Consider the following 14,955-nt stretch of genomic DNA (forward strand, 5'->3'; position numbering starts at 1 on the left):
AAGGCTATTAATGATTTATCATTAGCTAAGCTGCTCAGAAAAGGTTCCAGCTAATTACATTACGTTGCCAAACAATATAAAAACGCCCCGACTTTTATAAATCGGGACGTTTTATATTCGAGTTATTATTTTAATATTGTTAGTCTACGGTCACTAGTCTTTAAACAACAGTCTTTAAACGACGGTCACTTCTAGACGAGTATCAACATTGCCGCGAGTAGCATTAGAATACGGGCACACCTGATGCGTGGCTTCTATCAACTGCTGCGCCTGCGCTTCATCAATACCTGATACTTCTACAGACAACTCTATCTCTAAGTTGTAGCTACCGTCAGCTTTCATACCAATACCCACTTGCGCAGAGGTCTTTGAAGCGGTAACAGGCAACTTCATGTGCTGTGCAGTCATGCTCAAAGCGCTATCAAAACAAGCCGCGTAACCCATGGCAAAAAGCTGTTCTGGGTTCACGCCTTCTTTGTCTTGCTCTTGAAAAGATACCAAATCAAATCCTAACGAACCATCGTCTAATCCAGTATGGCCAGAACGTCCACCAGTAGCGGTTGCGCGCGTTTTATAAAATATTTTCATGAGTAATCATTCCTTGTTTCATATTATTAGAGGTCGTACTTACGCTGTTGCGATGAAATTATTATAGAATCTTCTACACTGATACGTTAGAACAAACCTCTATAACTCTTGCCTAATCCTACAAATATTTATACTATCAGGCAATTGTATAAAATAAGCACTCGTGATGAAACAAACGACTATTGACCAACTTTTAGCAGTACTGCCTAGAAATAAAACCATTGAATCTGCTGTTTCAGGTTTGTTCTTTTATTGCGCGGATAAACCAAGCAAAGCCGTGAGCTATATTCAAGAGCCAAGTATTTGTATTGTACTGCAAGGTGAGCGAGAGATTTACTTGGGTGCTGACTGTCAAAGGTTTGACAATAGTAACTTGATGTTCTGTCCAGTTAATATACCGCTAAGTATGCATATCAAACACGCTTCGATAAAGAACCCTGTCATTGTTTTATCAATGAAATTAGATTTAGCTATGATTAGAGATGTATTAGCGCAGATACCGCCCACACACTCAATGACAGGCAGTCATTTAGGGATAAAGTGGCAATTAGATAACACCATAATGGACGCGTTTGAGCGATTGATACGCTTGCTTGATTATCCAAATAATATTGATTTTCTATCTTCTTTAATTCAACAAGAAATATACTATCGCCTACTCTTGGCTGAGCAAGGCAACAAACTTAAGCAATTGGTAGTTAGCGGTAGCCATACACACCGCATTGCCCAAGCGACTGACTGGATAAATGCACATCTAGATGAACCTATTATGGTTGAGAGCTTAGCTAGTAGATGCGGCATGAGTGTCTCAGGGTTTCATCAGCATTTTAAAGAAATAACCCAGCTGAGCCCGCTACAGTATCAAAAAAGCTTACGCTTAATGGAGGCCAGACGCTTAATTAAGATGCATGGATCGCAAATATCACAAATAGCGATGCAAGTAGGCTACGAAAGCCCTAGTCAGTTTAGCCGAGAATATAAGCGACTATTTGGTGTGAGCCCAAGTAATGAGTTGTAGTTGTAACTTTACTTTTTAGCGTAATGATTTTTTACTTAGGCTATTTACTATTATATTTACGAAAATGTTCCTTAAAAAATATCATTTTTAAATTGGATAATTTAGGGAGTAATTTACATAAATAGAAAAATTGGTTGACTCGACTATATATTCGTATTATAACATATACTATATATTTAAAATAATGAATGTATAGGAGCAGCTTTACTCTGCGTACGATCGATGTAAAGCGATCAATATAAAGCTTAGGGAGGAGATAACATGATTCGTTTAAGCTACACTCTCAAATGTTGGGCACTTGGCATCACGTTTTTTACAGTGTTCTACTTTATGGTAGTCATGAGTGATCCTGGCTTTAGTAAGTACATTTACATGTTAGCTTTTAGCACTTTGCTATTCCCTATTGCTAAGCGTGCAGTCGATGTCATGACCGATTTTTTCGCACCAGATATTGAATTGTTCAATGGATTGCTACCATCACTTTTAATCAATATTGTAATTTGGATGCTTACTCCATTTATCGTCGCATTAACCGTGATTGCTTATGTACTTTATAGCATGGGTGTACTGACAGAAAAGATTAGTCATTAAGTACCAATCCTTAGATACCAGTCGCTAATTATCAGACATCAATAGCTTATAGAGAAGATAGTTTGCGAACTATCTTCTCTAACTATGTATATAGCTACTAAAACGACTAGTTGCTAACTTTTTTACCAACAAACTGTACTACAGCGCTAAGCCCTTGATGCCGCTTTCCTTCTGATACCATACGCAACTTCTCTACACCAATCACTTCGTTCAGCCCTACAAGCTCATTTTGAAAGTTCTGTAAAGCGCCAAAACGCTCCCTTTGACTGGCTGGTGGTCCACCGACTGCCTCTGTTTCAAGCTGTCTTTCTGTATAAGCTTCGACGATAAATACTCCCTCTGGCTTGAGAGCGGTGCCAACTTGTACATGTACATATTGACGTACCGCTCTAGGCACATGTGCCCAGATAGAAACTATGGCGTCCCATTTATCCTGACCAAAGTTATAATCTGCTAAATCAGCTACTTGCGTAGTGATAGCTACCCCTCTATCTTTTGCCAACTTGTTCGCTTTGTTCAGACCTACTTCGGACATATCCATCGCAGTCACCTTGAAGCCTTGCTCAGCTAAGAATACTGCATTTCTACCCTCGCCCTCTGCTAGACAAAGTACGTGACCACCTACAGGTATCTGCTCAAATGTCTCTCTCAAAAAATCATTAGGTTCGGTACCAAATGCGAACTCTGTGCCGCTATAGCGTTCATCCCACATTTTAATCGTCCTTTTATTTAAGATTGATATCCAATTTGGTAGGTAACATATGGCACCTAGAACACTTAGTTATAGAGCCCATATCTTAAGATCAATGTGTACTCTATAACATGACGTACCATACAAACCTAAAACTTAGTCTAACTCACCTTGTCCCACATTTTGCTTAGACGCTTGGGCGATACTGCCATACGAGTTTTCATAGGCTGGGCAAACAGTTGAATACGATACTCTTCCACCATCCAACGATACTCACTGATGGCTTCTTTGTCCGCACGTCCTGCTAGCCGCTCCATATGCAAGTCAAGCGCGTAAACACCATCGAGGTCAGCATCGAGATTGTGCTCCAGACGCTCTAGTCGAATCTGTAGCGCTTCAAGATAGCGTGGGTACTGTTGCCAGTGGCTATAGTCCATCCGATAAACAAAATCTGCCAAATGTAAGTCTTCTAGCTGATCTTCGATATCATCGATAGACTCACCAAATATCTCGCGATCTAGCATCAGTAGTCCTTGGCGAATACGCTGCCAACGAGTGTAGACACTCTTAAGCGTTTTGATAACGCTTTGACCAGTTAATAAGAAGTTATTCACTACCACTTCGAGAGTCTGGGTATACTCTTCAGAGGTAAACGGTAGCTCCTCGCTCAATCCAACTGCGATGTCATCAGCGCTTTCTGGTAAATTCTCAGAGTGATCAAATAAGACGTAGTGCTCTTCGAGAGCCGCGTCTAACGCAGCATCTATAACGATCGTCTTGAGTTTATCCATGTCGCCAAGTGGTGCAAATGCCAGTTTAAATATGCTATCGATTTGGCTCGTTAACTGCTTTTTCTTTGCACCAAGTTTGCCTTTGATTAAAGTCAGCACCCCGATGCGATGTGCTTGAAGTGCTGCATTGACATCAGTGTATTGATGAATCGATACAGCTTCTCCCGCTTCATCAGCGACGAGTGCCGCAAACTGCTTCATTACCACACCTGCGCTATGATGATTTTTGCTAAAAGCAAAATGCTCAGGGAACTCAGTATGCACGCCTTGCTGTTCATTTACCGCTTGACTGGTCTCAGATGCATGACGAATCTGTAGGGTTTGTAGATCACGGCCTTTTTCGATGATACGGTTTTTCTCATCGACCACGCAGATTTGTGGCTGCAAATAACGATCAATCGTAGATGGATTGAAGTTCTCTGGCGTCACCGACATAATACCGCGACGATGCAACGCCTGACACAGCTGCTTCAGTAATCCTTGCCCACCCTTTGGCTGCAATTCATCAAACAAATTGTCTGCAGTATTGGGTATCGGTACGATTTGGCGACGTATCTCTTTTGGTAGCGACTTGAGCAGCTGCAATACCAATTCATAGCGCCAACCGGGCACGCCCCACAGTAGCTCAATCGCATCGAGCTGCGGTAATGCGGCAAGCGGCACACGTATGGTCACACCATCATCATCGCTGGCGGGATCAAAAATATAACGCAGCGGCAGCTTTAGATCGCCCAGCTTCCACACTTCTGGAAAGTCCCCTGTGGTCGGCGCCTGGCTATTAAGTACATCTTTATCAGTGAAGAATAGATGCTTGGCATCATGCTTTTCGACTTCTGCACGCCAATCCTCAAACGCTTTACGACTGGCAACGTGCTCAGGAATTTTCTTATCATAGAACTGATAGAGCGTTTCTTCATCCACCAACAAATCACGGCGACGCAGCTTGTCTTCGATGCGCTCAACATGAGCAATCTTGTCCATGTTATGTTGCAAGAATGGTGCATTGCGACCAAAATTGCCTGTCACCAAGCCATCACGGATAAATATCTCTCGTGACTCGACCAGATTAACTTGCTCATAGTTAGTCAGCTGCTTACTAATAATAATCAGTCCAAACAGACTAATCTGAGCGTAAGCTTTAACTCGTCCTGTTTTCTTGGACCAGTGTGGTTCGAAGTAGTGATATTTCAGCAAATCACCTGCCGCTGAAATAATCCATTCTGGTTCGATTTTGGCAACAGTACGCATAAAGACTTGTGAAGTCTCCACCATTTCAAACGCCATCACCCAAGGTGGTATTTGTTTAAACACCGTACTGGCTGGGAATATCTTGGCCTTTTGCTGACGCGCCGCCAAATACTCACCGCGGCTTTCGGTCTTGTGCGCGATGATAGATAATAAACCCGTCAATAACGCTCTATGCAGATTGGCATATTTAACCGCTTTTAGCTCTTCGTCTTCGATCGCAGTCGGATCATTGACAGCCACATTTTTATCAGCAGCTTTTGATTCATTGACATCAGTTAATTTCAGCTCAGTGACCATTTGCACCAATTGACGGTGTGTCTGATGCCATTCACGTACACGCGGGAAACTTAAATAGTTTTTCTTAGCAAACTGCTTACGCTGATTGCCAGACAGTTTATTGCCGTCTTCATCTTTTTCAAACAGCGCCTTCCATAGACTCAAATAAAACAAAAAGTCAGAGTCGTCTTGACGGAAAACAGCATGCTTTTGATCCGCTTGTGTACGTTTATTGGCAGGACGCTCGCGTGGATCCTGTACAGCAAGCGCTGCCACAACGATCAGCATTTCACGAATACAATCAAAATCAGAACCAGCGACCAGCATACGTGCCAGCCTTGGATCGATTGGCATACGTGCCATTTTCTGACCAGTTGCTGTCAAACGCAGGTGATCAAGCCCTTTTCTCGCTTTTGGCTTATTGGTTTTGTCCTGAGCAGCGATGTCTTTCTTAGAAGTAATAGCGCCCAATTCATCTAGCAATTTATGACCATCAGTGACCAATCGGCTATCAGGCGGCTCAATGAACTCAAAGTCATCCACACTACCTAGACGCAGGTTTGCCATCTGCAATATCACAGATGCCAAGTTAGTACGCAGAATTTCAGGCTCAGTAAACTCAGGGCGACCACTAAAGTCCTCCTCAGAATAAAGACGAATACAAACACCTGGGGCAACACGACCACAGCGACCTTTACGCTGATTAGCCGCTGCTTGTGAAATTGCTTCAATCGGTAAACGCTGTACGCGCGAGCGATACGAGTAACGCGAAATCCGCGCAAAACCTAAGTCAATCACATAGCGAATACCCGGCACAGTCAATGCAGTCTCAGCAACGTTGGTCGCGATAACAATACGGCGACCTCGACCCGATGGCTGAAAGATACGCTGCTGCTCTTCATAAGTCTGCCGTGCAAACAATGGCAGTACTTCTGTATGGCGCGGACCATGACGCTCAAGCACTTCCTGCGTCTCACGAATCTCCGCTTCAGTCGCAGCAAATATCAAAATATCAGCTTGATCGGCGTGACCTTTACTCTGCGCATCGCTAAAGCACTCTTCGACAGCGGCAACCACAGCACGCGGCAGGTTCTCTTCAAAATCATCGTAGCTGTCGTCTTCCGAGCTATTTACTGGTTCATCTGTCAACGGACGATAACGGACTTCTACTGGAAAGCTACGCCCTTCTACATTAAAAATAGGCGCAGGAACTTGCCGTTTGAACTTATTGTCATAACGACTGAAGTATTCGCTAAAGCGCTTAGTATCAAGGGTCGCCGACGTAATAATAACTTTTAAATCTGGACGCTTGGGCAGCATATTTTTGAGATAACCCATAATAAAATCGATGTTTAAACTACGCTCATGCGCCTCATCGATAATAATCGTATCGTACTTACTCAAAAACCGATCATGACCTAGTTCAGCGAGTAAGATACCATCTGTCATGAGCTTTACAACAGATTGCGCTGTCCCTTGCTCATTAAAGCGAATCTTAAAACTGACGGTATTACCTAATGGCTCACCCAGCTCTTCTGCGATACGGTTTGCCACACTACGAGCAGCCAATCGTCTTGGCTGTGTATGCCCTATCTGCCCTGTAATACCGCGCCCTGCTAGCATCGCAAGCTTAGGCAACTGCGTCGTTTTACCAGAACCGGTCTCACCAGCGACGATAATAACTTGATTATCGATAATCGCTTGTACTAAGTCTTCTGCGCGCTGGCTAACGGGTAGATCTAGATTTAGTTTGGCAGGTAAATCACTTGGAATACTATCGATACGTGCCTGCACGGCTTCTTGAGAACGCATTTTTATTTTTTCGTACTGAGCACGTTTTTTAGCGAGTACATCATCTGAATTATTTTTTTGCTCAGAATCATGATTAGACTTTTTGTTCTTAGACACAGCAGCACGTGCCAGCTCTCGTTCAAGACGGCTTAAGTAATAGCTATCCTTGGCAAGAACTGGTAGATCCGCCAGCGCTACTGCTGGCTTCTTAACATCTTGAGTTTCATTTACAGTAGATGCATCTGAATCGCTGTTTTCAGGAATATTGGGCTTAGAAGTATTGGGCATATTTGCTTAGGCTATTTATTATGTAGAAGTGGTTAGATTATGGGGGTAATTGGGGTATGATTCAAGTTAGTCGAGTCCTGATTACTCTTGTATCAATAATGCTGAAACTATCACACATTACAGAACGTATCCGAACTTAAGCTATCCATTAAGTTCATTTAATGAGGCGTGTATTGGGTTACTTTTATAAAATTTAGATAAATCTATTATAGCGCCAATTTCTTTAAATTCTTGATGCTTAGATAACCGACGTATTCTTTGTCTTTGCAAGCATTCAGCTCATCTATATCACTGATAGGCTCAATCGAAAGCTGAACATTGGAGATAAGATCGTTTACGTTATATATGTCATCTATATCTACTGCAAACTTATCATCAATATGAGAAGCTGCATTAAAAGGTGACGTTTCATCTTTAAGAGTAAACTGCTTATAAAAATCACTTTTTTTTGCTTGTTTGATCGCGTCAGCTTGGTTAGGTGCAACGATGAGTAGCTTGTAGTGAAATTCTTCAAAACTGTCCTGCTGATAGCCACCTAGATTGATAAAGAATAACTTTAAGTCAGCAGCAGCCTTTAATTGCTCACTTGGTTCAATTAACTTGATGGCATAACCACTCACTTTGGTAATCTCGCGATATGAATCAATATGCCATTTATCTTTTACCTCAGGCCAATGTTCATTGATATCTGCTATCAAGCCACTCACTTGACTGGCTGCGCCAAAAAAAATATCGTGTTGCTCAATCAGACGGCCTTTAGGACGACCGCCCAGTTGAACCATATATAGTGTTAGCATTTTACGTAACCTCTATTAAAACAAAATCCATAGTTAATCTAAAGGTAATGCTGTTAGTGCTAGGATAGAATGTTTTTAAGTACTGTCATACTGGAACTACTCTACCCGTCTTCAATGCAAATGCCCAATCTTCACGTCCGTTTCTTAGAGCCATATTTGCTGCTGCTTCATGGTTATAAGCCACCTTGACATGCTCAGTTTGCCAATGTTTACCTTGTTGAGTCTCAATACACTTGATAAGAGCATAATTAGCATGAGGCGCATAAGTTTGCATCTTATGAATAATAGGCAAATCATCTTCGTAAGCTGGATAGCCAACGCTACCACTATTCACAATAGTTTGTCCTGACGACAGTACTACTGTTCGCGGGATGTGTGTATGACCACATAAGATAACATCATTATCAATACCATCAAGTAACGCCAATATAGTCGCATCATTACGCACTATTGGTTGACCCGTTTCGATATCCTCTAGTAAATATATCATGTCATCGGTCGGCGAACCGTGGCAGAGGTATACATCCTCACTGACATGAAAATCAAATGGCAAAGACCGCATCCATTCAATCGCTTCTTTAGAGAGATCTTTGATAATAAAACCCATGGTTGGATTATTAGCAATTTCTGCCGTAGTGGCTTCATAAATCTGCCTATCCTGATTGCCTCTAATAGTAATAATATCATCTCGATTTGCTATTAATAGCTCATAGGTAGCATAAGGCGCTATTGGCCCGTACAAAATATCACCAAGATTGACAATCTGATCAACATCTCGATATCTTATATCGGCAAGCACAGCTTCAAGAGCGTAGACATTACTATGAATATCTGAAATCGCAGCGATGGTTGTTATCCGTTTCTTTTCTAAGTTATCCATTTCCTGACTCACTAATCAAAAACTGCTTTACAACGTCAATGGTTGCTAACGGATCTTCTTCGTGCGGTACATGACCTAAGTTATCAAATATCTTAAGCTGACTATTACGTATATCTCTATGAAATAACGCGGCGTTTTCTACAGGAATAAGGTCATCTTTTACACCCCATAAGATCAAAGTCGGTATGTCCAGCTGCTTTATTTGAGCTTGATCACTGTCATCATCAGTCTCATTTAGGCGACGACTCAAAGCCTGCCGATTACCTTGGCGCAAGGTCAGTTCATAGTATCTATTAATCAACTTCTCATCGACTTTGCTGTCATCGGCATACACGCTTAAAACGCTTTTCTCAACAACACTTCTGGGTAGGATACGATTTAAAATTGGTGACATCATTGGATATTTAGCAAGTTTAAAACCAATAGGGACATGTTTTGGCGTTGCTGGATAACCAACTGAGTCTACCAATATCAATTGACTGACACGTTCAGGGTACAAAGCGGCGGTACGCCACGCTACCTTGCCTCCTAATGAATTACCGGCTAGCGTGACACGATCCAATTTCAAATGATTGAGTACTTCAATGACAAACGCCGCATAATTTTCGCTGCTGTATCGCGTGCTCTCGTCAACGTAAGGACCGGTCAAACCGAACCCTGGCAAATCCATGCTCACGACACAGTATTGATCAGACAGCGCCTTGGTCCAGCCCTCCCATGTATGCAAACTTGCCGATGTACCATGCAATAAAACGATTGTTTCGGGTCGGTTTTTTTCGGCTGCATCGCCACGGTGTGTATGACAATTAGCTGACTGCACTACATGCGCCTGCATACCTTGTATGTCTATAAATTCGCTGTTGGGTAGTTGCCATTGTTTTAACTCAGCGATGGTACGATCAGGTGCCCAATATTTTGCTATAAATGCCATTAACACGGCAATTGCGCCTAGTAATATCAGAACAGTTGCTTTTAATAAGTACTGTGTCATGTGATCAATTCCATTTAATAAGATGACGTTAATAATAAACATTCTATACCGCTAGCTCGTATGATAAGCCATAAAAAACCCCAACGTTCAATTTGTCTTGAACATTGGGGTTTTTAGCATTTGTACATATGACTATGTCTACATGAGCTATTTAACTACAATAAGAAAAAGTATGCCCAACACCCAACGATGATAGTAGAGATAATATTAAGGATGACACCTGTACGTATCATCTCTGTTTGCTTGATCAAACCTGTACCAAACACAATAGCATTTGGCGGTGTGGCAACTGGTAGCATAAACGCACAAGACGCACCGATACCAATAATAAGTACTAAGACCTCACTCGGTATACCCATATGCTCAGCAATTGCCACAAACACAGGTACTAAGAGCGCGGCTGAAGCCGTATTTGATGCAAACTCTGTCAAGAAAATAATAAAGGCTGAGATTGCAAGCATCACCACCAATAGTGGCGCTGTTTGTAAGCCATTAGCAACCGTCTCGCCCAATACTAATGACGCACCCGATACTTTTAGGATATTTGATAGCGCAATACCGCCACCAAATAACATGAGTACGCCCCAATCCGTATTGTCTGATACCTGTTTCCACGAAACTAGACCTAAGCTCACGACCGCCACTGCCGCAAGCAACGCAACAACAGCATCTGTATCTTCGATACCAACTGCAGCACCAATTTGTTTAGACAATATCCAGCTAACTGCCGTGACAATGAAAACAGTAATTGTTAATACGCGTGTCTTGGTCCAAGGAATGATTTCATCTTGCTCTAGCTGCATAGTACGGTTTAGGTTCGGCTTTAGATACAAATACATCGCACCCAACAGTACTGGTAGTAGTATCAGCATCATTGGAATACCAAACTTCATCCAATCAACAAATGCGATATCCAATGCTTTTGCAGCAATGGCATTTGGTGGCGAGCCGACAATCGTGCCCAAACCACCCAAACTTGCTGAATAAGCAATACCGAGCAGTACAAATACAAAAGTACCGCGATCTTCTTTACTATCAACTTGCGTCAAAATACCGAGGGCCAACGGTAACATCATTGCCGTTGTTGCTGTATTTGAAATCCACATGGACAAGAATGCCGTTACACCAAATATCAAAAATACTGCTGTACTGAGCTTGCCGCCCGACAACGATAGAATTTTTAGCGCGATTTTTCTATCGAGCTTTTGTACATGTAACGCGGCAGCCAAGGCAAAACCACCAAAGAAGAGATAAATAATGGGGCTGGCGAAGCTCTGCAGACCTACTTCAGCATTAAAATCAGGAATGCCAACCAAGGTACCAACTACAACTACTAAAATCGCAGTGATAGTGACGTGTATCGCCTCAGTGAGCCATAGCACGCCAATAAAGAATAACAACGCTAGTCCTTTATTCGCACTGACTTCAAATGGTAATACGCTATAAATAATAAAGCTAATGATTGCCGCGATGGCGACCACGATCAACCCTTTTCCCGTTCCCTTTGGGAATGTATCTGTAAATAAATACTCATTGCCATCATTAGGAAGATGGCTATCCAGTTTTTTCTCTGACATAAATTATCCTTATTGCCTCCAGAGGGAATATGACGTCAAAAATTATTGCAATACACAATTATTGTATGACATCATGATATTCATATAGCGAATATTACGCGGGAAAATATCATATCAGAATAATTTATATATGAATACAATCTGATTAATTTTGTTTCTTTAGCTTATCTGTTTGATTCGTTAATAGCGGTTACCCTTCGACTAGTTTAATTTTCAAACAATGGCTCTCTCACTGCTTTCATACAGATCCTGATTTATAAAAATTACATAAAGCCTCTAAACATTAATCATTTAGGGCTATACAAGCAAAAACTGATACCACATAATCAAAAGGTTAAATAGAAAATTATCAATAAAAACAAAAGGAATAACTTTATGACAGACGCAAATAAAACTGATGCAACCACCAAAATGGCACCAAAAGACATTAACCAAGATGGGTTGGCCGAAAAAGATCAACAGCGTACTGACGACTCTGTATTAGATATGATGCAAGGTATGCATGAACATGAAGATCATGAAGAAGATAGAAAATAAATCTCATTAACAATGACATTTATCTTCATTTTTAAGTAGATTATGTTTATCTAGTACAAACAGAAAAGATAGGCGTTTATCACTATGATAAGCGCCTATCTTTTTTTGGTTCTCTCACCTCTGGCAGATGATCTGAGACATAGTTGTATACAAATGCTGCTGTCGACACAATCGCGATGGGAACGAACAAAGCATCATAGCTGACTTTTGCAAACAAGAGAGCACCTACTGCGCTACCACCGCAGAAGCAATACCAGATAATGGCTTGGAACCCCAAGGTTGGCTTACTAATAGAGCGACCAGCAAGCCAGTTACCGATTGCTGCACCCATGTCTGATGTCAGCCCTGTTAAGTGAGTGGTACGAATGACCGCCCCACTATAAGTTGCCACCATCGCATTTTGCAGTCCACATGCCATTGCTGCTGCTAATTGCCCCAAGTAATCATGTTGTTGATATAGCCAATAACTAACTAAAAGTAGTGCTGCTTCTAGATATAGCGCTCGCCCATAACGACGACCGAGTTTCAATGATGTCTGCCCAATGACAAAACCGCTTAGTATAGCCCCTGCCAAAAAGGACAGTAACAAGGTACCAATATATAAAATACTACGCGCGTCTGAATGAGCGATAGCCGCTGCAAACAAGCTTACATTGCCCGTGACGTGCGACACTGATAAATTGGCAAACCCCATTAACGCCGTCGTATTCACGCAACCAGCACTAAATGCCAATACTGCCCCGCCCCATAGTATCCACTTTGGTAACTTGGTTATCATATCCCTCGTCCAAAGGCACCTAACTAAAAGTGCACACTGCTAAAAAAGCACGTAGCCAAAAGACTCATAGTATAACTAGAAAAGACAGCCAATTGGCTGTCTTTTCTATTATCAAACGAATCATCTATAACAATTACTGTGCTGGTTCATCAAGCATCATCAACTGCTCACTGATAGCTACTGTATTAAAGCCTGCATCAACGAACATAATCTCGCCTGTGATACCAGATGCCCACGGCGACAATAGGAACAATGCGGCGTTGCCTACTTCTGTCTGTGTGATGTTGCGTTGTAGTGGCGCAATTTTTTCGCTGATATCGAGCATTTTACGGAAAGACTTAATACCACTAGCCGCTAGCGTGCGGATAGGACCTGCAGATATCGCATTAACACGAATACCTTCACCGCCCATAGACGTTGCTAAATAACGAACGCTGGCTTCAAGACTGGCTTTTGCCATACCCATGACATTGTAGTTTGGCAATACTGAAATGCTACCTTCATAGGTCAGTGTCAGCATAGAACCATGACGCATCGCTAGTAACTCACGAGCCGCTTTTGCCAATGCAACAAAGCTGTAGCTAGAGATATCATGCGCGATGTGACTGCCTTCACGCGTAGTGGCATTCACAAAATCCCCATCTAGCTGATCCATCGGTGCAAAACCAATGGCATGTACCACACCATCAATACCGTCGCCCCAGTGAGCAGTCACTTGCTCAAAGCACGAAGCAATTGACTCATCAGAGGCGACATCACACTCTAATACCAAATCCGCTTCGAATTTTTCGGCGGCCATATCGACGCGTTTTTTGATTTTGTCATTCGGGTAAGTCAGAATTAGTGAGGCCCCTTCGCGGTGCAGCGCTTCTGCGATAGCCCAAGCGATAGAGAGTTTACTTGCGATGCCAGTTACGACAAATCGTTGTCCTTGCAGTAGCATAAGATTTCCTTTTGAATCAATCGAGATGATTTAGAATAAGAATTTATTTAGAGTAATTAGAAGATTGAGACTACTAAATAGTACAAATGAAAAGATGAGTTATTATACACGAATTAATTTAAGTAAACAGTCGTAAACTGTATTTGGTTCTTGTTATTGGACTGACTAATACAAACAGCTAATAGAATAGAAATACCTAACAACGACTTATTGCTTAAAGTAGTATCGACAATGAGAGTTTTTCGCGAGTTATTAGATTGCATTTTAGCATCAATGCTTCACGATAAAATACTCAGACTATAGTAGTTTGCTTATTTCATGAAAAAATCGCACTTCGAATATTAACACTACAACCGTTTACATTAAGTACCAAGCACCCCTTTATTGATTAAAGACTCAACTGCTAGCTACAGCAGTATGAAGTTCAGCAGATTTCGAGTATAATCACAGCCCTTCCCAGCTTGCACAATTTTTATAAGAATCCTCACATGATAGGATTCAACGTTAAGCTACACCCACATTTTGGATGGCTGCCAAACTTATGAGTAACACCCCCATCATAACCCCAGATTATAAAGAAAGTACCGAATCTTATCGCCAACTGATTGCTTCAACTGGCGAAGACTTAGATCGTCCGGGTTTGCTAGATACGCCTGTACGTGCTGCAAAGGCCTTTGCCCATCTGACCCAAGGCTATCATCAAAGTATAAATGAAGTGGTCAATGATGCTGTGTTTCCATCAGCCAATCGCGAGCTGGTACTGGTACAGAACATTGAGTTTTATTCACTGTGTGAGCATCATATGCTACCGTTCCATGGTGTCGCTCATATCGGCTACTTACCTGACGGCCAAGTACTAGGACTGTCAAAATTTGCCCGTATCGTCGATATGTTTGCTCGTCGTCTGCAAATACAAGAAAACTTGAGTGAACAGATTGCACAAACCATCATGGATGTTACCGGCTGTCGCGGCGTAGCAGTCGTTATGGATGCCTCACACATGTGTATGATGATGCGCGGTGTCAGCAAACAGCACTCAACCACGCGTAGTACCGCGATGCTTGGTGAATATCAACACAATAATCAAGCACGTAATGAATTTTTGGGTGCGGTACCTAAGCGTCAACCAGCGTTTTAAGTCGCTGTTAATTGATTAGGCTGTTGTGAATA

The 14,955-nt window shown here is 42.0% G+C and carries 13 protein-coding genes; 4 read left to right on the plus strand and 9 right to left on the minus strand.

Going from position 1 to position 14,955, the window contains the following annotated elements; all coding sequences use genetic code 11:
- Window positions 1-174: 174 nt before the first annotated feature.
- Window positions 175-588, minus strand: a complete 414-nt coding sequence (locus tag ACQKC9_RS00790) for an organic hydroperoxide resistance protein (protein WP_160021698.1) — start codon at window positions 586-588, stop codon at window positions 175-177.
- 166 nt (window positions 589-754) lie between these two features.
- Here ACQKC9_RS00790 and ACQKC9_RS00795 point away from each other — a divergent pair, with 166 nt between their 5' ends.
- Both ACQKC9_RS00795 and ACQKC9_RS00800 read left to right on the plus strand, forming a co-directional pair.
- Entirely contained in the window at window positions 755-1,606 is an 852-nt protein-coding gene (locus tag ACQKC9_RS00795) for an AraC family transcriptional regulator N-terminal domain-containing protein (protein ID WP_427620142.1), read from the plus strand.
- Window positions 1,607-1,867: 261 nt separating this feature from the next.
- Entirely contained in the window at window positions 1,868-2,197 is a 330-nt protein-coding gene (locus ACQKC9_RS00800) for a hypothetical protein (protein WP_102091713.1), read from the plus strand.
- Window positions 2,198-2,303: 106 nt separating this feature from the next.
- On the opposite strand, the gene ACQKC9_RS00805 is transcribed toward ACQKC9_RS00800, so the two are convergent.
- The 6 genes from ACQKC9_RS00805 to ACQKC9_RS00830 form a co-directional block, all read right to left on the minus strand.
- Window positions 2,304-2,909, minus strand: coding sequence for a class I SAM-dependent methyltransferase (locus ACQKC9_RS00805; protein WP_427620143.1), 606 nt, complete (start codon window positions 2,907-2,909; stop codon window positions 2,304-2,306).
- A 140-nt stretch (window positions 2,910-3,049) separates the two neighbouring features.
- Complete coding sequence (hrpA, locus tag ACQKC9_RS00810) at window positions 3,050-7,282, minus strand: ATP-dependent RNA helicase HrpA (RefSeq protein ID WP_427620144.1); 4,233 nt, start codon at window positions 7,280-7,282, stop codon at window positions 3,050-3,052.
- A 206-nt stretch (window positions 7,283-7,488) separates the two neighbouring features.
- Window positions 7,489-8,079: a DUF1543 domain-containing protein gene (locus tag ACQKC9_RS00815; protein ID WP_427620145.1), complete on the minus strand. Its 591-nt coding sequence runs from the start codon at window positions 8,077-8,079 to the stop codon at window positions 7,489-7,491.
- A gap of 85 nt (window positions 8,080-8,164) precedes the next feature.
- Entirely contained in the window at window positions 8,165-8,959 is a 795-nt protein-coding gene (locus ACQKC9_RS00820) for a metallophosphoesterase family protein (protein ID WP_427620146.1), read from the minus strand.
- Window positions 8,952-9,950 carry an alpha/beta fold hydrolase gene (locus ACQKC9_RS00825; RefSeq protein ID WP_427620147.1) on the minus strand — a complete coding sequence of 333 codons (999 nt, stop codon included), beginning with the start codon at window positions 9,948-9,950 and terminating at the stop codon, window positions 8,952-8,954. The genes ACQKC9_RS00820 and ACQKC9_RS00825 overlap by 8 nt, the downstream gene beginning before the upstream one ends.
- A gap of 155 nt (window positions 9,951-10,105) precedes the next feature.
- Window positions 10,106-11,527 (minus strand): SLC13 family permease, encoded by a 1,422-nt coding sequence (locus tag ACQKC9_RS00830; RefSeq protein ID WP_427620148.1) that lies wholly within the window; start codon window positions 11,525-11,527, stop codon window positions 10,106-10,108.
- Between the two features lie 375 nt (window positions 11,528-11,902).
- On the opposite strand from ACQKC9_RS00830, the gene ACQKC9_RS00835 reads away from it, so the two are divergent.
- Complete coding sequence (locus ACQKC9_RS00835) at window positions 11,903-12,064, plus strand: hypothetical protein (RefSeq protein ID WP_197411792.1); 162 nt, start codon at window positions 11,903-11,905, stop codon at window positions 12,062-12,064.
- 82 nt (window positions 12,065-12,146) lie between these two features.
- Here ACQKC9_RS00835 and ACQKC9_RS00840 read toward each other — a convergent pair whose 3' ends face one another.
- Both ACQKC9_RS00840 and ACQKC9_RS00845 read right to left on the minus strand, forming a co-directional pair.
- Complete coding sequence (locus ACQKC9_RS00840; protein WP_427620149.1) at window positions 12,147-12,842, minus strand: YoaK family protein; 696 nt, start codon at window positions 12,840-12,842, stop codon at window positions 12,147-12,149.
- A gap of 133 nt (window positions 12,843-12,975) precedes the next feature.
- The gene (locus tag ACQKC9_RS00845; protein ID WP_102091718.1) at window positions 12,976-13,785 is read right to left on the minus strand and encodes an enoyl-ACP reductase FabI; all 810 of its coding nucleotides are present in this window, start codon (window positions 13,783-13,785) and stop codon (window positions 12,976-12,978) included.
- A 541-nt stretch (window positions 13,786-14,326) separates the two neighbouring features.
- On the opposite strand from ACQKC9_RS00845, the gene folE reads away from it, so the two are divergent.
- Window positions 14,327-14,923 carry a GTP cyclohydrolase I FolE gene (folE, locus tag ACQKC9_RS00850; RefSeq protein WP_427620150.1) on the plus strand — a complete coding sequence of 199 codons (597 nt, stop codon included), beginning with the start codon at window positions 14,327-14,329 and terminating at the stop codon, window positions 14,921-14,923.
- The last annotated feature ends 32 nt before the right edge of the window (window positions 14,924-14,955 follow it).

Source organism: Psychrobacter sp. NPDC078409 (assembly GCF_050268505.1).
Lineage (GTDB): Bacteria > Pseudomonadota > Gammaproteobacteria > Pseudomonadales > Moraxellaceae > Psychrobacter.